Genomic DNA, 24,897 nt, shown 5'->3' on the forward strand with positions numbered 1-24,897 from the left:
TAAGAGTTCATCAATGGCGATGATCTGGTCTTCCCGATACTTTCGCTGCAGTTTTAGCTCATCTATCTTGGCTTGCTGGAGTTGACCCACTTCTGTGATTGTCAATTCGCGAGTTAGATTTACACGAAGGCATGATGGAACCGACCTACGGCGCTCATTTGAAAATTTTTGCCTAAAAATCCTTTCTTGTGTAAATTCCATAGAACAAACCCTGTCGTTATGAAAAAAGTAGGTAGAAATGATCCTTGTCCCTGTGGCAGTGGCAAAAAGTACAAAAACTGTCATCTAGCTGATGAGAAGCGCAAAGAATTCAGCAACAAATCGCTTTTCTATATTGGGTTGCTCCTGGTTTTTCTGGCGATTGCTGCCTATAGCCTATTTGTATCCCAAAAATCCACCAGACCAGATGGACCGGCCCCCGCAGGCAAGGTGTGGTCAGAGGAACATGGACATTATCATTAAATGGACCAATGCTAACTTCATTTAATTGACAGATCTAGACCTTTGGATTCTCAACTTGGCTAACCAGCATAGGTGAATGCGCGCTATCAACTTTCGAACTCTTGTTTTTATCCTAGTGCTGTGGCTGTCGTTCAGGGCACTAGCCCAGCGCGCAACCATTGATTCGCTAGAAGAGGCGCTGCAGACTGCCACAGACACCCTACAGGTAGATCTGCTGAATGAGCTGGCATTTGCCTATTGGGACTTTGACATTGAGAAGGCCTATGCCTACACCCGTGAGGGCCTAGCCCTGGCGAAATCATTGGATCATCCACGGGGAATCGCCTATGCCCATACCAATATGGGGATCTATCATTTGCACAAAGGGGAAAATGAACAGTCGCTGGCGTCCTACCAATCAGCACTTCGTGCGCTGGACAATCGGGTCTACCCGCGCTTCCCCTCCTACACCTTGTCGCGCATGGCTAACTACTACAGGCAGCTCAGTCACTACGATAGTGCACTTCACTATTACCAACTGGCACTGCTAAGTACCACACCCCATTCTCCAAAAGAGGTTACGGCGACCATCTACAGCAATATGGGTATTACCTACCTGGAGTTGGAACAATTTGATTCTGCACGGGCCTACATTCAGCGCTCATTGGTCCTAAGAGAAGCCTTAGGTAATCAAGCACTCATTGCCATGTCTTTGGGTGAAATGGGCAGACTGTTGATGAAGCTGGATCAATTCGATAGCTCCGCATACTATCTCGATCAGGTCCAATCCATCGGAGAAGCTTATCTCCTACCCGAAATAAAGATACTGCACGCGATCTATAGCGGTGAACTGGAAATGAAGCGGGGTAACTACATCAAGGCCATCGACCACCTAAAATCATCGCTCCTCCTGCTCAATGACTATGAATACATCCAATCCAAAACAAGAAGCCTCTACCTCCTGGGAAGTGTCTACATGGAACTGGGCTCATATGATGGGGCCATTGAGAACCTCTTAGAGGCGGAATCATTCAACAGGACCATCAACAACCAAAAATTGGCTGCTGAAATCAACCTGGACCTGGGGTATGTATGCTATTATCAAAAGAATCCGGACAAAGCGTTGCAATATGCGGAATTGGCCAAGCAGCAATTCCGGGAAATCGGATTGGAACGACATGAAGCGATAACCCACAATTTGATGGGTCTGATCGAACTGTATAACAAAAACTATGACACTTCTGAAAGTCACTTTAACCTGGCCCTGGAAACCTACAGGCAACTGGGCTATCAAAAAGGACAGGCTTACGTCCTATTCAACAAGTCCCTGATTTACCAACAGCAAGGTAAATTGGAACTGGTGATGAAGATTCAGATGCAATCCCTGGCGATCGAAGAGGAGCTCGGCAACATCCCTGGGATGATTATCTCTTACAATTCACTGGGAGAGTTGTTTCTACTCATGAAGCAATTTGATGCGGCCGAAAAGCAGTTATTGAAGGCACAGGCTTTAATCGAAAAACACCCGGCCATTTCGTACGAACAAAAGAATAACACTTTGTTTGCCCAACTGTATGCTGCCAGGTCCGATTACCAAAAAGCGTATGAATACCTAATCCGGAGCAAGCAGAATGCTGACAGTCTCTATTCGCTTAGTAGTCTGACCAAATCACTGGAATTAAGCGCCATTCATGAGCTGGAAAAAAAGGAGCTGGAAATTGAAAGTTTGAATAAGGAAAGGGCATCCAAAAATTTCGAACTAAAGAGCAATGAAAATCAGCTGAGACTCCAGCAGTTGATCATCTACCTGGCTGGTGGTACCCTCTTCTTTTTCGCCCTGTTGACGCTCTTTCTGGTTAGAGCCATCAAGAAATTGCGAAGGACACAAAAGGAATTGATCAAAGCAGAAAAGCGCGGCTCTTTGGCCATACTCATTGGGGGCCTGGGTCACGAATTAAACAATCCATTGAATTACATACAGGGAGGCATAGAGATGTTAAAAGCCTCCCGAAGCTTCGGGACGAATTGGACGGAGGAAGAACAAAAATCCCTGGAAATCATCCATGAAGGCATTTCGAGAACTAGTGAAATCGTTAAACTGCTAAACACCTTTCAGCGGAAAAACGAATCGATAGTTCAGCCATGCGATTTAAATCGGATTGTTTCGGATAGCCTCGATGAGTTGCAGGAGGTAATTCCAGATACCATTAAGGTAAACTATGTCCCGCACTCGGAAGCTACCGTCGTTGATGGTAACCCCAGCGATCTCAAGCGACTCTTTACGGAACTGATCAAAAATAGTCTTCAGGCGATTCCACACGAGGGTGAGATTTGGATTCATATCCGGCCGCACAAGCGGCAATACCGTGTTGACATTATAGATAATGGATTGGGAATTGACGAGCAAAACCTGGCCCTCCTGGAGAATCCATTTTTCACCACCAAAGACCCGGGACAAGGCAAAGGACTAGGACTTTCGCTGGTGGATTATATACTCAACGAACACGAAGGCACTATCCAATTTGATTCTTCCAAAGGAACAGGTACCCAAGGTACAGGTACCGTAGGTACAGGTACAACTGCCACGGTCACTTTGCCCAAATCCACCACTCGTACTTCGTCCTAACCAGACTAAAAAGTTAAGAGTCATCGAGCAAATATTCACAAAGACTGGACATTGGATTTTAGGCTGGGCGAGTTATCGTCTGAACATACGGGGAAGTTGGTCTGCACCTGCCTGGGAAACGGTTGACACCTGCGGTAGAATCATTAAAATGATACCTATCTAAAGTATTTGAGATAGGTATCTTAATGAATTATGATAGGTATCGTTTATTAAAAAGATAGGAAGCAGAATGTAAGTTGGAGCCGGGCTTCTGTAAAGAGGTGAATAGCGTTATCTACTTCCTTTTGACCAGCTAAAAAGCTGCATAAATCGTTCCATATTCTTTAATTATGGATACTCAAATTCGGATTCGTGTGAACAAAAATAATTTAAAAAAAAGGTATTGGCTCATCCTGCAATAGCCATTTGCAAAGCTCCCTTATGGAGTGTGTGTTTTCGCATCAACAAACTCGCTAACTCAATTCACTTCCTATCTCCCCTGATTTTCTTGGCCAGTTCCTGATCCTTTCTCATTTGTTCGCGACGCTCAGGATCTATGGGGGCACCTCGGCCCGGAAAAGGTCTGATTTGTGCCAGAGCTAACGGACCAGGCCTGAAGCGTGCACTTGGAGCTGCAGATGATGATGAACTTGCTGGAGCTGCATCCATCTGATCGGCTGATGCATCCAGAAACGGGGTCATCGCCGCATCCAGTTGCTGCTGAATTTGCTGAGCAGCCGTCTCAATGGAGTGCATAGCTTTCTCAGACTCATTTTTAGACCCATCATAAAATGGCACACTCATAAAGGCGTTGTTGAGGATGCCCCGATAGTCTATGGGTAAGCCCATCGCCTGAATAGTCGCGCCGAACTGATCCATAAATTGCTTGGTTCTATGTGCTTCACCATAATAATTTCTTCCATAGCTTCCATATCGGGCGAAGCAAGCACTTCTGAATTGAGCAAAATAGGCAGGTGATCTATTGATTGCATTTTGATAGGTGATCCGTCTTTGGTCATGCACCACCTCCCGGATATACCTGCCGAACCCCTTGGCCATGAGTCTACCATGCTGTCCTGGATCATTGGCTACACTGAAGGCTACGGGAGTGGCAGGATGGATCACTCGAGCCAGATAGGCACTGCAACTCCGATCTGTTGCTGCCCTGCTCCGCCGACTGTATTCGGCATTTTCTGGGGAACAAGGAGCGCGCTCAGTGTAGAGGTGTGTAATTCTGGTTTGTCCAGCTACTCTAGGGTCATTGGTCAAAGCCTCAGCACCATACTTCTCTTTGATAGTGGCTATTAGAGTCTCTTCACTATGTGAGTGTCCATGTAGACTAGGTGCAAAATGGGTGCGGGTTTCACCACTAGCTAATGTAACCATGGCTCTACCAAGATTATCCCCTCCAAATGCATTAATCCCTCGTCCTTCCGCACCTGCGCGATTTTGATAGCTTTCCTCATCCAACTCACCCTGCAAGTCTACCGGCTGAAACCGCTGAATGGGCAGCGACTGCACACTGGAAATCTGGCTGGTGGTTTTGAGCCCAGGAGTCGAATGCACCTGTGCCTGCACTTGAAGTTTTCGCTGGACCAGCATTTCAGGACGGTTGTCCACTACCACAGTGGTAGATTTAGCGCCTTTGGTTGCCTGCGCCACGGATCTGGACTTGCCACTTTCTATTTTTTCAGCGTATTGCTTCATTCGTACACCTAATTTACAGATAACTCATCATAAATTGTTTGGATTGGGTGCATTCATCATTTTAATCTTATTGATAAACTATAATATTTGCGGTTGTTTTACCCAAACAGACCATCACATGAGATCACAGTTGATTACACCGGAAGGAATGGAGCGTCTTAAAGACGAACTCAATCACCTATGGCGTGTGGAGCGACCGGAAACGACCCGCAAAGTCTCCTGGGCTGCCAGTCTGGGTGACCGCTCGGAAAATGCAGATTATCACTACAACAAAAAACGCCTACGTGAAATCGACAAGCGTCTACTTTATTTGAGGAAATGCATCGACAACTTCAAAGTGATCGACTACCATCCGCACATGGATGGCAAAGTGTCTTTCGGCGCCTGGGTGGAGATCGAAAACCTGGATAAAGGATTGAAAAAGCGTCTGCGCATCGTGGGTTATGAAGAGCTCATCGGCAACAAAGACTATATCTCCATGGACTCCCCTATGGCTCAGTCGCTGCTTGATAAAAAAGTGGGTGACGAAGTGGTTGTTGAGACCAAAATAGCCAAGTTCACCTGGAAGATCAACAGCATTGAGTACGTGAAAGGCTAGTTTGTTAGTTTACGTCCATGACTACAAAATGCGTTTGCGTAGTGCTTTTTTCTCTCCATGTTTTTTCTTTTCGTCCAGTCGTTTCTTTCTAGCTGCTTTGGACGGCTTGGTAGCAATCCGTTTCTTTTTTTTGACAAAAGCCTTGGCTAGCAAACGGTCTAATTTCTTGAAAGCAATGGTCTTATTTTTGAGCTGAGATCGGTTGCTATCTACGGCGATGAGCAACTCACCGGTATTGGTCAATCGTTCCTTGTGAGCAGCATAAATCATGGACTTTTGTAAATCCGACAACACTGCTGATGCGTTCACGTTCCATCGCAGCATTACTTTGGTTTCCACTTTATTGGCATGCTGTCCTCCAGGGCCACTACTTCGAGCAGTTGTTACTTCTACCTCTTTACGAATGTCGCTTACTTTGATTGGTTTAGCTGCCATTTGATAGTCTAACAAGAAGCCGATTTCAATGTTTATAGGATTTATTAACCCCTATGACAAGTTAACGGTAATCATGCCCTTTGAGCGAAATAGATAGAACATTCGAGCAGATATTTGTTTGTGATTTATGGATTCTCTTATACAGAACGTACTGGGTGTTGCCGTGGGTGAAGGTGTTTAAATAAAAGGATAGGCAACAAAGACTCTATCTCTATGGACTCTCCCATGGCTCAGTCCTTCCTGGTCAAGAAAGTGGGTGAAGAAGTCATCGTTGAGACGAAAGTGGCAAAGTTCACCTGGAAGATCAACAGCATTGAATACCAAAAGAACTGGTCACGGCTACTAACTCGTTTGGTTATAGGTATTTCCACTGGAAATAAATCCGCGTTATTGCTGATGTACAGAAATGGGTTAATTGGGTTTATTTGGAGTGATGAAACTCGCATCTGTCATAGTGCTCCTTTCCATATCCATACCCCTATTTGCGGAATCATGGTCGCGATCAGATGCTGACAAATCCGAACCGTACCTGATCGAACGGAAGATTCTCACACTTTCTGCACAAGTTCATGTGGAGTTGATTGCTCTTTATGAGTACCAAAACTTAAAAACATTTTGTAACGACGACAGCTACAAGGAGTCCATCTTTGACATGCTGGATGAAATCCATGAGTACCACGACCTGCTGGAAGAAGACCTGCGGCTAACGACCTACAGACACTCCCAACGGACAATCCGCCGGCTACTAAAACACATGGACCGCCTGGATGAAAAACACAATCCAGACAAGTTTAGCAGATTCTTCGAAACGCAGTGTTCCTTTCAAGTCAAAATAGAATCCAATGCCAGGCACTACAGTGCGGCTTTTTCGTCGCACTCCTACAGCAGCAGGGTGTATGCACAGGAAGTGGTCATGTACCGATATCTCCGACGACTGACTCGACGGGTACAGAAAATACGAAAGCATGTGGAGCATTTCTACACGAAAAAACGAATCTGGGAGCAAGACAAGTTTCACTAAAATGCGACTAACTTATGAAAAAACGGCATTTCAAGAAAGTCCAATTCAAGACCTCCATGGTTGATTATCTCAAGCTGATATTGGATAAAATTAGCTTTAACCGCGACCTATTTGTCAAAGAATACCGCAAGGGCATTCGATACCTTAGTCCTGGCGAACGTGCAGAGCTCCGCAAGTGGCTGGAAGGTAGAGGCTTCACTATTCAGTAAAACTACCCCGCTTCATAGAGCCGAGGAGCAGTGCATGACTCCAGCAAGTCTCCCGTTTTATTGGGTGACCAGGCTCTTCGCTTGCGTTTTCATCTTCATATCAATTTTGACGATGTGGTTGACCAGCCATTTGATCAATACACCGTGAAACTCTTTCAAGAGTTCTGGCTTGTTGGTAGCAGGACGGTACTCCTCTCTAAACTTCTTGTAATAGGCCAGGAACTTGCTATGAGCCTCTTTATTTTCCTCGTGTACCGGACACATCATGCGTAGCATGCAGGTCTCCTCCAGGCTAAAATGTGTGGCACAAAATAGCTGAAAGAAGTTGAGGATGATTTCGATCCGCGGACCTTCATAATAGTTGTCCTGGATGCATTCCTCCAGGTCGTTGATGTAACTAAACAATGATTCATGCTGCTCGTCAATGTCCTTGACGCCAGTTTCGTATTTACTGTCCCAAATGACCATAGCTGGTTGTTCCTTTTACTAGTTGAGCCTGCAAAAGTAACCGAAGCACTGACCGCACAACTGACAAGAATCAGGTGAAGGGGTTATTGATGTCAGGGGTATTGAGCATTCAAATAATCAATGTCAAAAATGATCCTTCTCCATTTTAGACATTACAAATCTATTTTCCTTCCATTCTGCTTAATTGAGAAATCCCAAACCAAAAACAAATCCAACCCATCCGCCACTATCCTGATAAATCCATGCATTCCTATCATTTCCTGTGGCCTTATCAATACCTCCGGCTATTCCCAAGCTAAATTTGTCAATTCCTACTACCACCAATGCGCCATAAGTAACACCTAGTACATTTCTATCCCATTTAGTGTAATCACTTTTTACGGTTTTACCTTTTTCAAAAGATATTACCGTTGGTCCACCAAATAGCCCAAGAGATAAGCTGAAAGTTTTGGTTTGGTCTTTTAATTTGTTTTGATCTTTAAAAAACACCTTATATTTATTCCACTTGAAGGTATATCCACCTGCAATTCCGGCATTAAAACCAGTGCTTAACTGAGGACCTACCTCATCATTTAACTCACGACGGTATTTGAATGGAACAGTAACTGCTTGAAACATTGGTTGCATTGAAATGTATTTCAATGGTTTTGAGCTGACTATTCTGTAACCTTCATCAACCTCTTGTGCGTCGATCCAATCCTGAAATAATTTCTGTTCACTGGTGTTCCATTTGCTAGAATCATCATCTATAAACAAAGATGGATACTGCATGAAACTGTTCTTTGATCTAATCGAATTGTAAAAAGATCGAGTCAGGAATGTGTAAGGTTTTTCAGCATGAGTATTTCCAGTTTTAAGCACTATTAGGAGCGTGTCTTTTTTCAGAAAAGTAGTAGAATCATACTGTTTATCAATGATGATTTTCTTCACTTTAGAATCATCTGTTATACTCGCTTTGACGTTCTTTTTAAGACGAGTTTGTACCAATACCAGCGTATCAGAACTCATAGAACCAAAATGGGTTTTTTGATAGAATGTGTTATCCTTTTGCAGCAAAACTTCGCCAAATCTTTTGGTATTAATACAACTTGTTAATACCATGAGGAAAATTAGGTAGAAATAGCTTTTCATTGGACAATCATATTAATGCCATCCCATGTCACAACATTTCCGTTCATTTTTCCGAAGTAAAATGAGTTCAAAAGTGCCGAGTATTCGGAGGCTCCCAGATTTATTAAACTCTGAATTAATCCTTGTGCGTCATACAAGTCTATGTATCCTTGATCATTTGCTGTGTCCCACCTGTGCGTAATTTGAATTATTTGATTCATACTCTTTTTTACTTCAAAATTTCCAGAAAAGGTTTGGGCAAACAATACCCCCTTTTAGGTATTTTCCACTAGACGGTATCACTATACCAAGAAGTGATTTGCTAATTAGCCGCTCTCATACAATTATTTAGTCCAATAGTGCTAATTATCAATTATTTACACCAGTCCGATAACTGTCTTGCTCCCCAAACTAGAGGTCAACTTACATCTAACTTCCAGCTACAAAACCACGCGGTTCATAAAGGTTTAATTGTACCTATCTCCTTTCTTAACCTGGTTTAAGAAATCCAACCAACCAATGGCTCAGCTTTGCTACACAATCATTTTATAAATCATGTATTATGAGCACCAAACGAATTGACATCTACCAGGTACAGGCGAACTATTACACGCCGTTGATTGAACTAAACAACCAACTAAGAAGGAGCTCGCTGGAGCTTCGAGAACTGCTCCTGATATACATCCGGGCTTCACAGATCAACGGATGTGCCTATTGCATCCAATCACATGTAAAGGAGGCTGTGGAACTGGGCGAAAAGCAATACCGAATCCATGCGCTTTCTGCATGGGAGGACTCCCCTTTTTTCACAGAAGAAGAGCAGGTACTGCTGCAACTAACCGAAGAAGTGACCAGCATTAGTCTGAGAGGTATTACCCAAAAGACCTATGCGCGAGCTCAACAGCTTCTTGATGACAGCAAAATAACCGACACCATCATGGCTATTACCTGCATCAACTCCTGGAACCGTATCGGTCGAGCCACTCAGTTGACACCATTCAAGTCACAGGACTAATGAGCAATGCAATCAACCAGGAAGCCCGGAAGGTCATAAAGACCTCCAGGCTTTGTTTTGTAGCAACGGTCAATCCTGATCAAACGCCTAATTTGTCTCCTAAAGCCTCCCTTCAGGTATGGGACGAGCACCATTTGGTTTTCATTAATATTGCATCACCACAGACGGTAGACAATCTGATGATGAGGCCTGCTCTCTGTATCAATGCAGTGGATATGTTTAAGCGCCGTGGCTATCGATTCTATGGGAAGGCTAAGCTTTTGGGCACCGATACTCCAGAGTATGCTGCTATTTCAGAGACATTTTGGACAAAGCATGGAGCAAATTATCCCATTCATCAAGTCGTGAAAGTAAAGGTGGAGCAGATCGATGAAATCCACTCACCGGCATACGAATACGATGAGCAGATAACAGAAGCGAATTTGAGTAAAATGTTCCATAAAATCTATCAACAGAACAATGAAAACACCTAATGAAAAATGGATTAAGTTCTTTTTAAGAATTGCGATTGCCACGGCTTTTCTTTCGGCAGTTGCTGACCGGTTTGGGGTGTGGCCTCAGCAAGTTTCAGCCTGGGCCAACTGGCAGTCTTTCGTGGACTACACCGCAGTGCTTCTACCCTGGTGGCCAGAACAGGTAGTCAATGCATGTGCTGTCTTGGCTACCATCGCGGAAACGCTGTTTGGATTGCTCCTACTGCTTGGTTTTCAAACGAAAAAGGTGGCCATGCTAAGTGGACTGTTGTTGCTCATGTTTGCTGTAGCAATGAGCGTGTCGCTGGGCATCAAAGCTCCGTTGGACTATTCGGTATTTAGCGCTGCGGCGGCTGCTTTCGCCATTTCGTCCATCGATAGCAGGTGGCTGGAGATTGGATAGTTGGTTTGCTTTCAAAGTCCTTGGGCAACTAGAAAGTCTGGCCTTTGTTATAGGTGATCAGGTGGTTAAACAAAATCCCAATTTCAGAATTCTATAAGTATTAAGTATCTCATGTGACCTTGAGCCGATCAACCACTAATACTGCAAAACCCACAGACCTTCTCCAAAGTCACTCAGTGAACCCAAAGACGACTCAGCTTCTTCTCTGCTGGAATAATCGGCAACTGATACTCTGAAGAAAATGTGTTCATCTGTCTCATGTCTGAGCATCTTAACCGCATTGCCTTGTTTAGCCAGTTTCTTGGCATAATCCATAGCCAAGTCATCATCAATGCTACTGGACACTATCACGTGAAACCGTCCGTTTGGTGTGTTTAAAGACTCTACTTCACCAGCGACTTTGCGAGCTTCTCTTGCGGCCAGTTCATCCAGCTTGGCATTCACCAGAGCAAGTTGATCTTTTGCGTATTTCTGATCTGGAAATAAACCAGAAGCTTCAGAGTAGCGTGATCGGGCAGTAGACCAGTCTTCCTGTTGGAATGCCGCATCACCCTCTTCGATTAATTGCTTGTATTTGGCTTCATTTTCAGCTTGCTGTTGCTGCTTTTTCAACTCTTCGGCTTCTTTTAGCAGTTGCTCCTTTCGCGCCTTTTCTTTGGCATCCTGCTCAGGCTTGTAAACGAACCCATACCAGCCTGCTACAGCTCCAGCCAGTACCAACACTATGATGACAATGATGACCACTATACGGCCACTTCGGTTTTCTTCGCTCATGAATAGTTAATCTTTGAAAAATTAAATATAACCAAACAGGTGCAGATAACTAAATACAATAGGTAGGGATGCTTCATCTAGACAAGGGTGACTTGCATTGGTTCTCATCGCTTTAGTTGATTGTATAACTCCAAAATCAACTTCACTATATCCATGTCTGTTGCAAACAAAATTCCTTGACGATTCATAAAAGTGGTGTCAGGGTCATTTAAATTAAGCTTTTCTCCAAAAGCATTACTCACCTGAAGTTCACACTCTTCGAATAGTAATCTGGTTGCCGCATAGTCCCAAATACTCCCACAACCATTGGTTTTCTTTGGGAATTTGAAGTAGCATCCTCTCCTACTTCTCATTACTCCAATCGCATTGCGCACACCACCATAATCTGCTTTTATCTCAATGGGGGCACCCCATTGATGCATGGCTTCTTGTACCTGCTGGAAGTAAGGCTCTGACTGAAAACTGCGATCCATGTACCAATGTATAGACTGGTCTATTCCACGAGATCTTTCAAATGGCTTGTTGTTCAACCAAATTCCTGAATCTTTGATGGCGGTATAGGACTCATTCAAATCAGGAATGTACACGGCACTTACCACGGGATCGCCAGCCTTAGAAACCAACGCAATGGAGACTGCATAGCCAGTCCGATGCTCCGTAAAGGGCAAGGTACCGTCCATCGGGTCGATGCACCAGAAATGTGCCTTATCTTGCCTGGATTGATCATCAGCCTGCTCTTCGGTGAGTAAACCCAAATCAAAAGTCTGTATAGACTCCTTCAAATAATCCAAAATAATCGCTTGGGCTTGTAAATCTACCTCAGTGACTACTTGTGATGCCAGGGAATCACCGCCCACCTTAGAGCGTGTCTCATAGTGCTGATCAAACTTTGATTGAATGTAGACACCGGCAGCCATTGCAGCTTTTTCAGCCATCTGGCACAGTTTGTCAAGGTTGGCAGTAGTCAGTTGACTCATTGGCTAAGCTCGTTGATCACCTGGTCGGTGAGATTTTGGCTATAGCGATGCATCTTCCAATGTCCTGGACTCCAGCCATCCAAAAATCGATAAAAATCCGCCCAGGCATACCGATACAGACCCAGCCACTCATTCATAACTAGTTGAAATTCAGATCTATTATCCATCCCTACTTCAAGTTCATTAAAGTAACAATCCAACAACTCAGATTCAAATCGCTCACAAGCTTTATCGTCCAGGCAACTACTGATGCAATAAGCCACGTCTTTCATGCCACAGCCTCCACCTACATATTGAAAATCAACGGCAGCCACATGCTCACCATCGCCAAAACAGAAATTTGCAAGCTTAGCATCTCCATGAACCAGCGTTTGAAATCGTGCCTCATTGAGTCGCTTATCGATGGCTTGAGCAGCTTGTTTGAGCGCTTTGTTTTTCATTTTTGCCCATTCATCCGGCCTAGTGTCCAGATGCCAGTAAGTGCCAATGGGCCATAGTCCGTTTGGTTCCACGTTCATAAACCGGGCATGAAAGCGAGCCAACCATTTCAGGCAGCTTTTCACCTTGTCTAAAGTGACTGTACCTGGAGTCAGGCGACTGGAAAATCCACAAGCATTCAAATCTTCCATCACCAGAAGCATCTCCGTATCAGACGACACGTCATGAAGTAATTGAGGAACCCGACAATGAGCATCGGTTTGATGTGCGTATTGTTGATACCAGACTGTTTCCACCAGATAGGATCGTTGCTTCCGCTGGTGTGATAGTTCCGTGTTCCATCCTCTGGGGTTATTGCTCGCATCAGGCCATTGGATATGCTTGGCGATCACACTGGGGTAGTCACCTCCCGTCAGATGATAGCGTTTGATCTGTCCGTATCCACTCCACAGCGTCTGTACCGATTCTGATTTTTTGATCAACTCTGCGTTGGTTGCTGCCAGTATGTGCTCTTCAATAGCGATCATTAGATGTCAAAACTGAGCCATTTTGCTGGGAAGAGCAACCATCTACTGATTTAGATGAAAGGGATCGCTTGTCTAAAACTTCCTTAACATTCCCAAGGTCATAAATGGCATCAGTTTTTTAGCGAGAAACCAGGGCCAAAATGGAACATAAGCGTTATTCTTCTCTTTGTTGATGGCTTTAACAAGGAGTTTGGAACCCTTCTCCAAAGAAACCATGAAAGGCGGGTTACCGCCCATTGCATCGGTCATCTCTGTCTGAATATATCCAGGAAAGATGCTGGAAACCTTGATTGGTTTTTTGAGCACATCCACTCGCAATCCTTCTGCCAAACTCTTCAACCCAGCTTTAGTCGCCGCATAGACCGTCATTGCTCGCGAGTAACCTCTGAAGGCGCTCATCGAAGAAATCAGTACCAGATGCCCATCATTCTGCTCGCGAAAGATCTCCATGGCTGCCTCCATTTGAGTCAGGGCTCCACAAAAATTGATTTGGGCGGTTTCCATATTCGCTTCCGTAAACCCTTTACCAATTGAACCACCTTTACCAATGCCAGCATTGACAATGATTCGACCCAGATTCTCCCCAATAGATTCAAAATCTTTCTTGAAGTCCTGGAAAACAGCAAACACATCAGCTGTCCTGGCAACATCTAAGGGACGAATGAAGACATGAATGGAGGAATTGATTGCATTTAATTCGTCTTTTAGAGCCTCCAGGTTTTCGACCCTTCTGGCACACAAAGCAAGGTTGGCACCCTGTCTGGCAAACTCCAATGCCATGCCTTTACCAAGTCCTGAACTCGCTCCGGTTATGAGTATGTTCTTTCGCGTCATACGGATAAGTTATGGAAATAATGGATAACGAGTAAGCGTAATTTACAAAGACAACAAGCCATGTATCCGCAAGGTGTCAAGTGCTTCAGAAAACCAAAAAGCTTCGAAGTGCTCGAGATGTTCTAAAAAAGATTTCTTCACATCTGCCAACGTCCTGGGTTTAGCTACTGGTGACCAGCTCTCCAACTGCTCGGCTAGCCAATGACCCTCTTTCAAAGGAAGTACTATATCAAAACTTGTCTTTTTCGTGTGGAATGTCATTTGGATGCGCTCCGCATTCTTCTCCTTTTCACGAACCTTCACCCGAGTTAAAGAAGGCTTCCCTCCTAACCAAACAATTTTGGCAGTAGGTTTGAATCGATTTTCATCCACGTCACGGTCCAGGCAACTTTGAATGTAAGAAGACTTGATGGTGGTCCGGGGAATGCTGAAGTCGAACCAATCCTGTAGCGGCAGGTCGAATCCCAATCCATGCATGTAGTTGAACAACGATTTTCTCAAACCTTCACTAAACTGTTGATGATCAATGCCTGTGGAGTCGTTAAATGCTACGTCATTGTAAGCAAATGCTGCATCAACTGTTACCGGATGAATACCAAATGCATCCGGATCAAGGCCCACCGGACTGTGAGCCGTCAGAGCAAATTGATGCCAAAACCCTGACTGAATCAGGTTGAGCTCAAAGAGTTGCCGCACCATTTCCATGCTATCTACCGTTTCCTGAATCGTCTGTGATGGATAGCCATACATCAGGTAAGCATGAACCATAATACCAGCCTCGGTGAAATGGCTCGTGACCTGCGCAACTTGCTCCACGGTAACACCTTTATCGATCAGCTTTAGCAAACGATCTGAGGCTACTTCCAACCCTCCTGATACTGCGATACATCCAGAAGCTTGCAGTAAGACACAAAGATCCAGTGTAAAGCTCTTCTCAAATCGAATATTGGTCCACCACGTAACCACCAGGTTTCTTCGGAGTATTTCCAGAGCTACTTCCCGCATCAGTGCCGGAGGAGCAGCCTCATCCACAAAGTGGAATCCTCGTTCTCCGGTCTGCTCGATCAGTGCTTCCATCCGGTCCACCAGTTGCCGGGCCGCGACTGGCTCATAGAGCCTGATGTAATCCAATGACACGTCACAGAAAGTACACTTACCCCAGTAGCAGCCGTGTGCCATGGTCAGCTTGTTCCACCGGCCATCACTCCAAAGGCTGTGCATGGGGTTAGCTACCTCGATGACTGATATGTATTGATCTAGTAACAGATCAGAATAATCAGGAGTACCCACATCCTTTTGCTTGTAATCCGGTCTTGGAGAGTCGTTTTGGTAAGTAACCTGGCCATCCTGAAGCAGAAAAGTACGTTTCAGCTGTTGACCTCTTTCTTTGACATAATCGATCAGCAGTTCAATCGGCAACTCCCCATCATCCAGAGTGATGTAATGAAAGAATTCAAACACTCGATGATCTTTGAGGGTACGAAGCTCTGTATTGGGGAAACCTCCGCCCATGGCTATTCTGATATCTGGATAGTTCTGCCTGATATGTTGAGCACATCGAAAGGCACTGTAGAGATTGCCTGGGAAGGGTACCGAAAAAGCAACCAGTGATGGCTGATGTTCCTTTATTCGCTGATCAAGCAGTTCCAGGGTCATTTCATCGATCCACGTAAGTTCGAGCGTCAATTCATGGTAGAGCGCATCAAAGGAATTGGCACTTCTACCCAACCGCTCAGCATACCGACTAAACCCAAAATGAGGATCGATACACTCCACGATGAAATCCGATAAATCTTCCAGATAGAGCGTGGCGAGATGCTTGGCTCGGTCCTGCATGCCCATGCTGCCAAATGCCCAGTCCAGTTCGTCGAGTTGTTCAAAGCGAGAAGCCTCAGGCAGAAACTGCTCTGTGCAGATTTGACGTGCTAGCGTTGGATGCTTTCCTTGCAAGAAACCAATGACCAACTCTATGGTATCGAGGTAGTTTTGACGTAAGGCATAGATGCGTTGACTATTCTCTGATTGAAATGTATTCTGTTGTGAGGCTAGCGAAAAGAGCTCCTCCAGGCGTTTCCTGGTAAATAGCTCCACAATCACCTCAATACCCAAATCCATTTGAAAAGAGCTAATAGAATGCGTGTTAAGAAAGCCTTTCAAATAAGCAGTAGCCGGGGTATGGTGTGTTGAGCTGTGTAAAAGGTGGAGTGACGAGTAGAGTGTCTTTCAAAGCAGAGAACCAATTTACCCGCAAGTTCCTCAATTTTTCACACTATTCAATCAATTGTCGGACTGATACCACCGGTGGATTGAGTCGTCAGACCACTTTGAGTGGTCCGACGACTAGGTAATATGTGACCAAAGTTCTAATCCATTCCTATCTTCGCAATCAAAAAAGGATGCTCAAAGCGGTAATTTTTGACATGGATGGAGTGATCATTGATAGTGAGCCGCTTCACTACCGTGCCTATCATCAAATGTTTGATGAAGTTGGGATCACAGTTTCAGCGGAACTTTACGACTCGCTAACAGGCAAGTCTACCATCAATGTATGCAAGCAACTAAAGGAACACTTCCAGCTTTCCCACACTCCTGATGAGTTAGCAACCATTAAAAGACGCCATTACGACATCATTTTTGATAATGACAAGGACTTTGATCTGATCAAAGGTGTTCGCAAGCTAATAGAGAACTATCACGCCAACGATCTCACTCTTGTCCTGGGGTCATCCGCTACTATGGCGAGTATTGATCGCATCTTCAGGCGTTTTGACCTGAACCAGTACTTCAAGGCCAAGCTGAGCGGCGCAGAACTGAAAGCATCCAAACCGCATCCTGAGATCTTCATCAAAGCGGCCGAAGCAACCGGGTACAACCCAGATGAATGCGTAGTGATTGAAGATGCTACTAACGGCATTGAGGCTGCCAAAGGAGCAGGCATTTTTTGTGTGGGTTTTGACAGTGAGCATTCTAAGAATCAGGACTATAGCAAAGCCGATCTGGTTATTCAGGATTTTGAGGAGATCAAGTACGATCGCATCCGAACTGTTTTTGAAGGTAATAGCTAAGGGTTAGTGGATGACCACCCTGCCTTTCACCACGTCTTCATATACATGGTGAATGTCAAACATCTGCTGAGCACCCAGCTTCTGACCTGTCTGACTAATCAGATAGAGCACCAATGCAGCAGCTCCAAAGCCGGGTATAAACCACAGAATGGACGCATCCTGATCTAAACTGTACAAACTGAATCCCCACATGCCTATGAAAAGGGTTAAAATACCCAGGGCTACATAGCCAAAAAAGAAAAAAGCCCAAAGTGTGGGGTTGGGACCGTAGAGCCCACGAACAATCACCTGTTCGCCTTCCTGCTCAAAGGTAAGGTCCAACTGCGGAGACCAGCTGTGACGATCAGCTGGACCTATCCGAATGTAAAGGTGATCGGATAGTAAAGAAGCCGTGAGTACCTCATCTTGCATTACGGCTTGCTGAAGGCGCTCAATCAAAGTCTGTTTATCTGCCTGAACAAGGTGCTTGAACCGGGGTCTTATTCTAAAACTGGACATGATCGTAAGCTAATGCAGTTTACCAATCAGTCAAATGATTTTCGTCAAGCTCAATTCAAATACATGCTCTCATGCTATTCCTTCTCCCAAACTCCAAGGCCCAAATTGAGCCCAAGGAGTGATACCAGGTTACTCTGCGTCGTAAAAGGCTCGAAACGCTTACCAAGACTGTAGGTCAAGACAAGTGTCTCATTGATATTATAACTCAAACTACCAATGTATTGTGAATCGCTGGAGGTGTCCTTTCGATAGAGTGTGTTCCCATTAGCATCTTCGGATACTGGTATTTCAGATCGACCGGATCGGCCAATGGCTTCAAACTGAAAATTGATTTTATCAAACGAAAAATCCACTGATAATCCATAGTCGAAGTTATTCTGGAATACTTCTCTGTCAGGAAAATACTCACTGTAAAAGTCCTCGTCGTACCATTCGTATCGTAGCACACCGATTAATTTGAAAAAGTCCAAATTATCCTTAAACTGAACGGATGGAGTTATCCAAAGTGAATATCTAGGAGCATAAACCGTTTCGAATTCATTGGTTGGAAAGTTGATGGTATTGGCGAAAGCCAGATCAACTGACAAGCCAGGTCTATTCTGAATATAAGATTCAAACTTTGTAAATAGGGCGTTATCAGTAGCGTATAACACGTCAATCAACTTATCATTAAACGATTGCTGATTTGATTTGTAGAGTTGATACTCCTGCTCGACAAACTCATCAATCTTATCATGGGAAATGACTGATGGACTGATGATCTGTCGTATATTCTGCTTCAAATTGGATTCAGATAGTGTATCTGGCAATAATTCCAACTGGGAAGTGATAATAATTCGGCTATTCTGTACACTTTTTATCTGCTGGATGTAGGCCTTAATCAGCGTTTTGTCATTTTTCGATCCAAAGTAAAGAGTTGTCCGATACCCTAAAGCCAAAGCATTAGTTGCCGTACTATCCTGAAGGAGAAAATTCTGAGTGGAGGCAATCGAAAAACTAGAGGATCTCCACAAACCGGCAAAGGGACTTTCCGGAACAAGATAATCTTCTAAAACCAAGGAATGATTTTTAAACCAATATGGACTAAACTCCAAAGAAAAGTCATTGGGGATCACCAGGTTGTTACCATCAAAGGCATTGGAAAACAAAGCCACTTCCAGAGCATCATAGGTTTTGGGTTTCAGAATATTGCTAGGTTGTAGCCCCAGCATGGTATTAGCTGGATTGGCACTGGAACGAATGGAGGAAAACTTTTCCTGTGCATTCAAATGGCTGGTGAAGATAAAAATTGCCGCAATAGTCAAGAGGTAATAGTATTTCATGATTAGGAGAATTTGATTTTGAAGATAATCAGATGGGTATGATCCTCACCGCGATCCTTTTTGTGCGATACCAAAGGTGCTTCTTCCTCATCCAGGAAAAAGTCTATAAATACTTCATCCTCACTAGCTATTGGGCAATAGGCTTCACAAACGACTACAGAGTCACTCTTGATGAGGTTCTCTTTGGTTGTAATAGAGGTAGAATCACTATTTGTGATAATGGGATCCTCGTCTCCGGGGATATTGACAATGGTCTGAACAGAACACGCATCTGAGTGTACCTTTACCCTGAAAGTGTGATCTCCTTCAGCTATTTGTTTATTGACCTTGGGATATCGAAATATTTGTGCCATGACTTCATTGTTTTTCCAGTGAAGTTAATTCCGTTATCCAAAACCCTCAATACCTCTTTTATGGTAATTGCCAGTTGACACTAACAATCTTGAAATCCATTTGATCGACAACTGACTCGTGACGCTCACCTATTGTTAGGTAGCCCTACTCCAGTCAATGCTTCGCAGGATTTTAAAAACTGTTCCTGATTGTTGATATCCTGAGCATCAGACCTTCCCTCTTCAGTGTGCAGATGGTGAAAATACTTACCCGTCACCTTAGCCTGGACGTCTTCACTAACCGCCAGCCAGCATTGAGTTTCTGCTCCTTTATCCAGATCATCCGGCGCGTTGCTTCCACCCATTTTAGTCGGCACCCAACCCGGATCAACCGCATTGCTATAAACATCTGGCCAATAACGTGCCACCGCTGCACTGAGGAGGTTAATGTAGAGTTTAGTATCTGAATAGGTAATTGCGCCAGATTTAAGGCTGGGAAAATCAAGAAGTCCGCCACGATGCATTCCTGAACTTAAATAGACCAAACGTTTTGGAGGATTGATCAGGCATGTAAGCAGATAAGGAGCCAGTACATTCACTTGTCTCAATTGCTCCCCCGAAGCGGTGTAGATGCCCGCATTGTGTATGATGGCATCAAATGAGCCTTGGCTATTAACTTCCTCTGCCAGTTTCTTGATGTCTTCTGTCACGGACAGGTCAGCGACGAGGACTTCTGAAGCCCCCGCTGTAGCTTCAATGGTATCTTGCTTTCTGGAGATATTTCTGGCATGTAGAATCACTTCATAACCTTGATCTATGAGCTTGTTAGCCGCGAGAAGTCCAAGTCCATCCGATGAACCAGTAATAAAAATCTTAGCCATTGATAAATTTAGTGTTGGTGGTAGATAACTATACTAAAATACTGAATCTACAACACTCGGTCTATTGATTACCCCACTCTACTCTCGCTGTACAAGTCATAAGCAGCTACTAAAGACTCCCGTCCGGTGGCCGTTTGATACTTCTCATAGTGTTGCATGGCTTCACGGTTTTCAGCGTACACAGGCATGTAGCTGGACTCGAATGAATCCCAAACAATCAACAAATAACTGTAGCCAATTTTGGCCTGGCGCCCATTCTCCAGCCAGTTGTCAAATACTTCTTCATCTAGAGACTGTGGGAAATCTAAGCCGTCAAACATGGTTGTTTCTTCAATTAAGTTGGCAATTTAGAACTGATCCACAGCACCTCCAAACAAAATGCTTCAGTGGAGCTACCGTTCTTTTAGATATTTGGCCGCTCTTATGAAAATGAAGCCGAATGAAATATCATTTCTACCAGACCTGTAACTTCACGGTGTGGACAATCGTCTACAACCAAACCGACTTAACCAAACATGCGAGTATTCCACTTTTATAGCTCGTCTAGACACGAGCTACTATGAACATCCATATATCTGGTCTTTCCAAAGTCTACCCTAATGGACATGCTGCCATCAAAAACATTGATTTGGAGATAGGCAGTGGCATGTTTGGTCTTCTGGGGCCTAATGGTGCTGGTAAGTCCAGCTTCATGCGGATACTGGTCACCGTGCAGAAATCCACCTCAGGAACGATCCTGATAGATGGCATGGACATCAATGACCAACGGCAAAAAATCAGACCACTAATTGGATACCTCCCTCAGGACTTCACCTTTTTCACCAAGCTGAAAACCTGGGAATTTCTGGATTATGCAGCCAGACTGGCCACCTCCCTTTCCAAGAAGGAGCGCTTGTTAAAAGTGGATTACTTACTAGACCAAGTTGGCTTACTGGATGTGCGAGAACGCATGGCTAACAAACTCTCGGGTGGTATGAAAAGAAGATTGGGAATTGCACAAGCATTGATTGGTGATCCGAGACTTCTGGTCATCGATGAACCCACTACCGGACTAGATCCTGAGGAGCGCATTCGGTTTAGAAATATTCTATCAGACCTCAGCCAAAAAGATGTGACCATCATCCTCTCCACGCATATTGTGGGAGACATCAGTAGTACCTGCCACAACATGGCCATGCTCAACAAAGGTGAAGTGGTCTTCAAGGGATCTCCAGAAGGAATGATCAATCAGGTAAAAGGATATGTATGGCAAGCACTGCTAGACGATGAGGAGTTCAACGACCTAAAAACCAGGTATCCAGTGGTCTCCACCATTCCAGTGGAGGGCAAATGGGAAGTGCAAATCATTGCCAATGAGCAACCTCACGCCAGGGCAGTCAATGCTAATCCGAATCTGGAGCATGCATATGTCTATTTTATGGAAAATGAACTGGGAGTGTCGCTGATATGATTTCACTAAAAAACATATGGACCATCTCCAAATACGAATCGTTGGTTCTCTGGCGGAACTGGTTCTTCAGAATTGTGGCGTTGGCTGGACTGGGATTCGTCACCATTTTTAGCATCGCGGTATTCTCTCAGGTGGATATGCCGCGTTGGGAAAACCTGGCTAATAGCTGGCTGATGCCCTACGCTGTGATGATATTAATCAGCATTCCACAGATAGCTGCTGTGGTCTTTTTGAGTACCGGACTGATCAAAAAGGACAAGAAAGTCGATACCAATGAGGTCTTTTTTGTTAGACCCATCAGCAATCTGGATTACGTACTGGGTAAAGCGCTTGCATTATTTAAGCTGTTCTTCACGCTCAACATGGTGCTGTTGTGCATTCCCATGATCGTCAATCTCACCAATCCTGATGCCACCTTCAACCCTCAATCGTTCGTCCTCTATCCGCTTTTGATGAGTGTGCCCAGCATCATATTTACTACCGGACTGGGCTTCTTGCTAGTGACGCTGCTGCGCAATCAACCGATAGCCATAGTATTGATGATCGGTGCTGCTGGAGTGCAGCTGATCTATTACTTTGATCAATTCTCCAATATTTTAGACTTTTCGGCCTTTCGACTGTCACTTTTTATTTCCGAAATAGCCGGCACAGTAGACATGGATTTTGCGCTTCGTCAGCGATTATTCTATTTCCTCATCGGAATGAGTTGCCTGGTTCTAACTTCTTTTTTCCTGGACCGCCTGGCAAGTCATCGCAGGGCAAAGATTGCCTCCGGTTTATTAGGACTCATCCTAATAATCGGAGCAGCGACCATCATGATCCAGCTGTGGCAGATGCGGCAGGAAACACTCAGCAAGCGTGAAGCATTTATCACCATGAATGATCAATGGATCAATGAACCTAATATCACCATTTTGGCTCATGATATCGATCTCCATCAACTAGAAAATAGCCTGCAAGTCACTTCAAGTATTTATGCAAAAAACATTAATAATCAATCACTTAACAAGTCTTACTTCTCCTTAAACCCATCCTTAGTTGTACAATCCATAGCGATAAATGGAGCTACGGTTCCATTCCATCAGGAGTTACAAATGGTATGGATAGATGAGATTGATTGGGCTCCCAATGAGACCCAACAAATTACCATAGAATACGCCGGAACCATTGATGCATCAATAGCACATTTGGAAGTGGATCAGGAGCGGTATGAGAGTGCCAATGAATTTTTCATGTTTTCCATTCAGAAGGAGTATGCCTTCCTCCAAAGTGATTATGTGCTTTTGACCAAAGATGTGCTTTGGTATCCAGACACACCTGTTGGGTACAATCGGGTAGCTCCTTCCAAATCACGCAGTGCGTATATTGATTTTAGTCTACAGGTAAAGCCACTTCCTGGATTAACCCCTATTTCACAAGGATCTTTAGTTGCAGGAGAAGAATCATATACTTTTCAACCCGAGTATCCACTACCCCAAATTTCTCTTGCTATAGGTCAATACCTAAAGAAGGAGTTGGTCGTAGACAGTGTCGCGTATTCGATCTACCACTATCCAGCTCATGATTTCTTCGCAGAGCAATTAAATGAGCTTCCAGACACGCTGAGCTTTCTTATTCGTGACATTGCCAATCAATACCAGGCAGATCAGCAGCTAGCATATCCTTTTCGCAGATTGCAGTTGGTGGAAGTCCCGGTGCAGTTTGCAGCCTACAACAAGATTTATGAAAACCATCAGGCCTACCTACAACCTGAGACTGTTTATTGGCCAGAAGAAGGTGGAGAGATTCGGGCATATGACTTCAGAAGGCAAATGCGAGACATGAACCGACAAGCTCGTCAGCGCAATGAAACCCTTACCGAAAAAGAAAAACAGGCCAACATTTTCAATGACTTAATCAAACAAGAACTGACTAAGCAGAGTGGAGCCACCTGGTTTTGGTCGGGTAGTAATGCTGATGAAGCAGATTATTCACTGTTTGCCAACTATTATGATTACAACTCCGGCGTAATCAGCTCAGATTGGCCTTTACTAGACCGCAGCATTGCTAATTACCTAAGAAACGATCAGCAGCAGCAAAACGACTATTCTCGAAATATGAATGGTATCTCATTTGCTGAAGAATGCAATCAACTCATGCGTGAGTCTAGTTTCACAGAGATCTTGACCGAATCTGATTTCAAAAAAATACAGAAAACCGTGGAACTGAAAAGCCAATACTTATTCGCCTATCTAGGTTACGAAATAGGTGAACAGGCATTTCGTGATTTCCTGACTAGTTGGGTGTCTGAGCACAATCATGAACTCACCTCTTATGACCAATTCCGGTCTGCCATATCAGACCAATTTGGATTGGACATAGATCCCATTATCAGGAAAGTCTACTCCGACAAATCCCAGGCTGCTTTTGAAGTATTAAACCTTCAAACCTATGAAGTGTTGGATGGCGACCGAAAACGCTTTCAGGTACTATTGGACATCAAAAACTCAGGAGATAATGATGGAGTGTTGGAGGTTAGATTCAACACTGGCGAGGAAAGACGAAATAACTCCGACAATGACACACCAACTGATACTGAACCTGGCAAACTCTCAATTGTCAAGGAAGGTCAAGCCAAGCAGTTTGGGTTTTTACTGGACCAGCGTCCCAACTCGGTGACGATCAATACCATCATCTCCAAAAACATCCCCTCTGAAATCAATCTCTCTCTTCGTACTGCTAGTAAAAAGCTAAGTGCTAGTTTGTTTGATGGAGAAAGAACTATTTCAGAAACAGCTGCTGAAGGTCAATACCAGGTGATCGTAGACAATGAAGACGAAGGATTTTCTACCTTCTCACCAATTGAGCCCACTTATCTTAGGGCTTATCTAGACAGCAGAGACACCACAGAGCAGCAGTATTACGGCAATTGGTTTAGATCTTATTCCAAATGGTTAGCAACGACAGGATCGGATTTTTATGGGCGAATCGTTCGGTCAGCACACTTCACCAGATCCGGCAAAGGAGAAAAACTGGCAACCTGGACACCTCAGCTAGATGAGGAAGGATTTTATGATCTCTATGTCTACCTAAAGGGACCGAATCAAAATGAATATGTCGGCAGAGGAGATAACCGACAATTTAACTATTACTACCAAATCCATCATGGAGATGGTACAGATGAAATTCAATACAACCTGACCAATGCGGAGGCAGGTTGGAACTACCTGGGTTCTTACTACTTCCACACCAATGGAGGCAGTGTCACTCAAACAGATAAAAGCGAATTTAGAACGGTGTATGCAGATGCTATCAAATGGGTTAAGCAATAATAT

Annotated in this window: 26 protein-coding genes; 12 read left to right on the forward strand and 14 right to left on the reverse strand. The window is 44.3% G+C overall.

Annotation, left to right across the window (positions count from 1 at the left end; all coding sequences use genetic code 11):
• Positions 1 to 219: 219 nt before the first annotated feature.
• Both ACO067_RS22810 and ACO067_RS22815 read left to right on the forward strand, forming a co-directional pair.
• Complete coding sequence (locus ACO067_RS22810; RefSeq protein WP_421878818.1) at positions 220 to 462, forward strand: SEC-C metal-binding domain-containing protein; 243 nt, start codon at positions 220 to 222, stop codon at positions 460 to 462.
• Positions 463 to 538: 76 nt separating this feature from the next.
• A complete protein-coding gene (locus tag ACO067_RS22815) occupies positions 539 to 3,067 on the forward strand; it encodes a tetratricopeptide repeat protein (protein WP_421878821.1) in 2,529 nt (842 codons plus the stop codon).
• Between the two features lie 462 nt (positions 3,068 to 3,529).
• On the opposite strand, the gene ACO067_RS22820 is transcribed toward ACO067_RS22815, so the two are convergent.
• Positions 3,530 to 4,753: a hypothetical protein gene (locus ACO067_RS22820; RefSeq protein ID WP_421878824.1), complete on the reverse strand. Its 1,224-nt coding sequence runs from the start codon at positions 4,751 to 4,753 to the stop codon at positions 3,530 to 3,532.
• A gap of 118 nt (positions 4,754 to 4,871) precedes the next feature.
• Between ACO067_RS22820 and greB the strand changes: the two genes are divergently transcribed.
• The gene (greB, locus tag ACO067_RS22825) at positions 4,872 to 5,351 is read left to right on the forward strand and encodes a transcription elongation factor GreB (protein ID WP_421878827.1); all 480 of its coding nucleotides are present in this window, start codon (positions 4,872 to 4,874) and stop codon (positions 5,349 to 5,351) included.
• Positions 5,352 to 5,372: 21 nt separating this feature from the next.
• Here greB and arfB read toward each other — a convergent pair whose 3' ends face one another.
• The gene (gene arfB, locus ACO067_RS22830) at positions 5,373 to 5,786 is read right to left on the reverse strand and encodes an alternative ribosome rescue aminoacyl-tRNA hydrolase ArfB (protein WP_421878831.1); all 414 of its coding nucleotides are present in this window, start codon (positions 5,784 to 5,786) and stop codon (positions 5,373 to 5,375) included.
• A 207-nt stretch (positions 5,787 to 5,993) separates the two neighbouring features.
• Between arfB and ACO067_RS22835 the strand changes: the two genes are divergently transcribed.
• Genes ACO067_RS22835 through ACO067_RS22845 form a run of 3 tightly spaced genes read left to right on the forward strand, consistent with a single transcriptional unit; the run spans position 5,994 to position 7,016 of the window.
• Positions 5,994 to 6,299 (forward strand): GreA/GreB family elongation factor, encoded by a 306-nt coding sequence (locus ACO067_RS22835; protein WP_421879952.1) that lies wholly within the window; start codon positions 5,994 to 5,996, stop codon positions 6,297 to 6,299.
• The gene (locus tag ACO067_RS22840) at positions 6,220 to 6,807 is read left to right on the forward strand and encodes a hypothetical protein (protein WP_421878834.1); all 588 of its coding nucleotides are present in this window, start codon (positions 6,220 to 6,222) and stop codon (positions 6,805 to 6,807) included. Before ACO067_RS22835 ends, ACO067_RS22840 begins: the two co-directional genes overlap by 80 nt.
• A gap of 14 nt (positions 6,808 to 6,821) precedes the next feature.
• Positions 6,822 to 7,016, forward strand: coding sequence for a hypothetical protein (locus ACO067_RS22845; protein ID WP_421878837.1), 195 nt, complete (start codon positions 6,822 to 6,824; stop codon positions 7,014 to 7,016).
• 57 nt (positions 7,017 to 7,073) lie between these two features.
• On the opposite strand, the gene ACO067_RS22850 is transcribed toward ACO067_RS22845, so the two are convergent.
• On the reverse strand, positions 7,074 to 7,484 hold the full coding sequence (locus ACO067_RS22850; RefSeq protein WP_421878840.1) for a bacteriohemerythrin: 411 nt from the start codon (positions 7,482 to 7,484) through the stop codon (positions 7,074 to 7,076).
• Positions 7,485 to 7,664: 180 nt separating this feature from the next.
• A complete protein-coding gene (locus ACO067_RS22855) occupies positions 7,665 to 8,615 on the reverse strand; it encodes a hypothetical protein (protein WP_421878843.1) in 951 nt (316 codons plus the stop codon).
• Between the two features lie 541 nt (positions 8,616 to 9,156).
• On the opposite strand from ACO067_RS22855, the gene ACO067_RS22860 reads away from it, so the two are divergent.
• The 3 genes from ACO067_RS22860 to ACO067_RS22870 are packed head-to-tail and all read left to right on the forward strand — an operon-like array spanning position 9,157 to position 10,485.
• Entirely contained in the window at positions 9,157 to 9,609 is a 453-nt protein-coding gene (locus tag ACO067_RS22860; protein WP_421878845.1) for a carboxymuconolactone decarboxylase family protein, read from the forward strand.
• Entirely contained in the window at positions 9,609 to 10,082 is a 474-nt protein-coding gene (locus tag ACO067_RS22865) for a pyridoxamine 5'-phosphate oxidase family protein (RefSeq protein ID WP_421878848.1), read from the forward strand. The genes ACO067_RS22860 and ACO067_RS22865 overlap by 1 nt, the downstream gene beginning before the upstream one ends.
• The gene (locus ACO067_RS22870) at positions 10,069 to 10,485 is read left to right on the forward strand and encodes a DoxX family membrane protein (RefSeq protein ID WP_421878851.1); all 417 of its coding nucleotides are present in this window, start codon (positions 10,069 to 10,071) and stop codon (positions 10,483 to 10,485) included. Before ACO067_RS22865 ends, ACO067_RS22870 begins: the two co-directional genes overlap by 14 nt.
• Positions 10,486 to 10,620: 135 nt before the next feature.
• Here the strand turns inward: ACO067_RS22870 and ACO067_RS22875 are convergent, their stop codons facing one another.
• From ACO067_RS22875 to ACO067_RS22895, 5 genes are all read right to left on the reverse strand, one after another.
• A complete protein-coding gene (locus ACO067_RS22875; protein WP_421878854.1) occupies positions 10,621 to 11,259 on the reverse strand; it encodes an SPOR domain-containing protein in 639 nt (212 codons plus the stop codon).
• 104 nt (positions 11,260 to 11,363) lie between these two features.
• On the reverse strand, positions 11,364 to 12,236 hold the full coding sequence (locus tag ACO067_RS22880; protein ID WP_421878857.1) for a 3'(2'),5'-bisphosphate nucleotidase CysQ family protein: 873 nt from the start codon (positions 12,234 to 12,236) through the stop codon (positions 11,364 to 11,366).
• The gene (locus ACO067_RS22885) at positions 12,233 to 13,201 is read right to left on the reverse strand and encodes a phosphotransferase (RefSeq protein ID WP_421878860.1); all 969 of its coding nucleotides are present in this window, start codon (positions 13,199 to 13,201) and stop codon (positions 12,233 to 12,235) included. Before ACO067_RS22885 ends, ACO067_RS22880 begins: the two co-directional genes overlap by 4 nt.
• Positions 13,202 to 13,273: 72 nt before the next feature.
• Positions 13,274 to 14,035, reverse strand: a complete 762-nt coding sequence (locus ACO067_RS22890; protein WP_421878864.1) for an SDR family oxidoreductase — start codon at positions 14,033 to 14,035, stop codon at positions 13,274 to 13,276.
• A gap of 42 nt (positions 14,036 to 14,077) precedes the next feature.
• Complete coding sequence (locus ACO067_RS22895) at positions 14,078 to 16,150, reverse strand: B12-binding domain-containing radical SAM protein (RefSeq protein WP_421878868.1); 2,073 nt, start codon at positions 16,148 to 16,150, stop codon at positions 14,078 to 14,080.
• A gap of 281 nt (positions 16,151 to 16,431) precedes the next feature.
• Here ACO067_RS22895 and ACO067_RS22900 point away from each other — a divergent pair, with 281 nt between their 5' ends.
• Positions 16,432 to 17,100 carry an HAD family hydrolase gene (locus ACO067_RS22900; protein WP_421878871.1) on the forward strand — a complete coding sequence of 223 codons (669 nt, stop codon included), beginning with the start codon at positions 16,432 to 16,434 and terminating at the stop codon, positions 17,098 to 17,100.
• A 3-nt stretch (positions 17,101 to 17,103) separates the two neighbouring features.
• Here ACO067_RS22900 and ACO067_RS22905 read toward each other — a convergent pair whose 3' ends face one another.
• The 5 genes from ACO067_RS22905 to ACO067_RS22925 all read right to left on the reverse strand — a co-directional run bounded on the left by ACO067_RS22905 (position 17,104) and on the right by ACO067_RS22925 (position 20,453).
• Entirely contained in the window at positions 17,104 to 17,598 is a 495-nt protein-coding gene (locus tag ACO067_RS22905; protein WP_421878874.1) for a hypothetical protein, read from the reverse strand.
• Between the two features lie 74 nt (positions 17,599 to 17,672).
• Positions 17,673 to 18,920, reverse strand: a complete 1,248-nt coding sequence (locus tag ACO067_RS22910) for a hypothetical protein (RefSeq protein ID WP_421878877.1) — start codon at positions 18,918 to 18,920, stop codon at positions 17,673 to 17,675.
• Positions 18,921 to 18,922: 2 nt separating this feature from the next.
• Positions 18,923 to 19,273: a hypothetical protein gene (locus ACO067_RS22915; protein WP_421878880.1), complete on the reverse strand. Its 351-nt coding sequence runs from the start codon at positions 19,271 to 19,273 to the stop codon at positions 18,923 to 18,925.
• A 125-nt stretch (positions 19,274 to 19,398) separates the two neighbouring features.
• Positions 19,399 to 20,133, reverse strand: a complete 735-nt coding sequence (locus ACO067_RS22920) for an SDR family NAD(P)-dependent oxidoreductase (protein WP_421878882.1) — start codon at positions 20,131 to 20,133, stop codon at positions 19,399 to 19,401.
• Between the two features lie 68 nt (positions 20,134 to 20,201).
• Positions 20,202 to 20,453, reverse strand: coding sequence for a hypothetical protein (locus ACO067_RS22925; RefSeq protein ID WP_421878885.1), 252 nt, complete (start codon positions 20,451 to 20,453; stop codon positions 20,202 to 20,204).
• Positions 20,454 to 20,692: 239 nt separating this feature from the next.
• Here ACO067_RS22925 and ACO067_RS22930 point away from each other — a divergent pair, with 239 nt between their 5' ends.
• Together ACO067_RS22930 and ACO067_RS22935 are read left to right on the forward strand one after the other, a co-directional pair.
• Positions 20,693 to 21,583: an ABC transporter ATP-binding protein gene (locus ACO067_RS22930; RefSeq protein ID WP_421878888.1), complete on the forward strand. Its 891-nt coding sequence runs from the start codon at positions 20,693 to 20,695 to the stop codon at positions 21,581 to 21,583.
• Positions 21,580 to 24,894, forward strand: coding sequence for a hypothetical protein (locus ACO067_RS22935; RefSeq protein WP_421878891.1), 3,315 nt, complete (start codon positions 21,580 to 21,582; stop codon positions 24,892 to 24,894). Before ACO067_RS22930 ends, ACO067_RS22935 begins: the two co-directional genes overlap by 4 nt.
• Positions 24,895 to 24,897: the final 3 nt, after the last annotated feature.

This window comes from Marinoscillum sp. (assembly GCF_965229915.1).
GTDB lineage: Bacteria > Bacteroidota > Bacteroidia > Cytophagales > Cyclobacteriaceae > Marinoscillum.

Bases quoted from the DNA above. Each gene is read 5' to 3' on its own strand.
- ACO067_RS22810 (WP_421878818.1), top strand. From the start codon at position 220: ATGAAAAAAGTAGGTAGAAATGATCCTTGTCCCTGTGGCAGTGGCAAA.
- ACO067_RS22815 (WP_421878821.1), top strand. From the start codon at position 539: ATGCGCGCTATCAACTTTCGAACTCTTGTTTTTATCCTAGTGCTGTGG.
- ACO067_RS22820 (WP_421878824.1), bottom strand. From the start codon at position 4,753: ATGAAGCAATACGCTGAAAAAATAGAAAGTGGCAAGTCCAGATCCGTG.
- greB (WP_421878827.1), top strand. From the start codon at position 4,872: ATGAGATCACAGTTGATTACACCGGAAGGAATGGAGCGTCTTAAAGAC.
- arfB (WP_421878831.1), bottom strand. From the start codon at position 5,786: ATGGCAGCTAAACCAATCAAAGTAAGCGACATTCGTAAAGAGGTAGAA.
- ACO067_RS22840 (WP_421878834.1), top strand. From the start codon at position 6,220: ATGAAACTCGCATCTGTCATAGTGCTCCTTTCCATATCCATACCCCTA.
- ACO067_RS22845 (WP_421878837.1), top strand. From the start codon at position 6,822: ATGAAAAAACGGCATTTCAAGAAAGTCCAATTCAAGACCTCCATGGTT.
- ACO067_RS22850 (WP_421878840.1), bottom strand. From the start codon at position 7,484: ATGGTCATTTGGGACAGTAAATACGAAACTGGCGTCAAGGACATTGAC.
- ACO067_RS22855 (WP_421878843.1), bottom strand. From the start codon at position 8,615: ATGAAAAGCTATTTCTACCTAATTTTCCTCATGGTATTAACAAGTTGT.
- ACO067_RS22860 (WP_421878845.1), top strand. From the start codon at position 9,157: ATGAGCACCAAACGAATTGACATCTACCAGGTACAGGCGAACTATTAC.
- ACO067_RS22865 (WP_421878848.1), top strand. From the start codon at position 9,609: ATGAGCAATGCAATCAACCAGGAAGCCCGGAAGGTCATAAAGACCTCC.
- ACO067_RS22870 (WP_421878851.1), top strand. From the start codon at position 10,069: ATGAAAACACCTAATGAAAAATGGATTAAGTTCTTTTTAAGAATTGCG.
- ACO067_RS22875 (WP_421878854.1), bottom strand. From the start codon at position 11,259: ATGAGCGAAGAAAACCGAAGTGGCCGTATAGTGGTCATCATTGTCATC.
- ACO067_RS22880 (WP_421878857.1), bottom strand. From the start codon at position 12,236: ATGAGTCAACTGACTACTGCCAACCTTGACAAACTGTGCCAGATGGCT.
- ACO067_RS22885 (WP_421878860.1), bottom strand. From the start codon at position 13,201: ATGATCGCTATTGAAGAGCACATACTGGCAGCAACCAACGCAGAGTTG.
- ACO067_RS22890 (WP_421878864.1), bottom strand. From the start codon at position 14,035: ATGACGCGAAAGAACATACTCATAACCGGAGCGAGTTCAGGACTTGGT.
- ACO067_RS22895 (WP_421878868.1), bottom strand. From the start codon at position 16,150: ATGGATTTGGGTATTGAGGTGATTGTGGAGCTATTTACCAGGAAACGC.
- ACO067_RS22900 (WP_421878871.1), top strand. From the start codon at position 16,432: ATGCTCAAAGCGGTAATTTTTGACATGGATGGAGTGATCATTGATAGT.
- ACO067_RS22905 (WP_421878874.1), bottom strand. From the start codon at position 17,598: ATGTCCAGTTTTAGAATAAGACCCCGGTTCAAGCACCTTGTTCAGGCA.
- ACO067_RS22910 (WP_421878877.1), bottom strand. From the start codon at position 18,920: ATGAAATACTATTACCTCTTGACTATTGCGGCAATTTTTATCTTCACC.
- ACO067_RS22915 (WP_421878880.1), bottom strand. From the start codon at position 19,273: ATGGCACAAATATTTCGATATCCCAAGGTCAATAAACAAATAGCTGAA.
- ACO067_RS22920 (WP_421878882.1), bottom strand. From the start codon at position 20,133: ATGGCTAAGATTTTTATTACTGGTTCATCGGATGGACTTGGACTTCTC.
- ACO067_RS22925 (WP_421878885.1), bottom strand. From the start codon at position 20,453: ATGTTTGACGGCTTAGATTTCCCACAGTCTCTAGATGAAGAAGTATTT.
- ACO067_RS22930 (WP_421878888.1), top strand. From the start codon at position 20,693: ATGAACATCCATATATCTGGTCTTTCCAAAGTCTACCCTAATGGACAT.
- ACO067_RS22935 (WP_421878891.1), top strand. From the start codon at position 21,580: ATGATTTCACTAAAAAACATATGGACCATCTCCAAATACGAATCGTTG.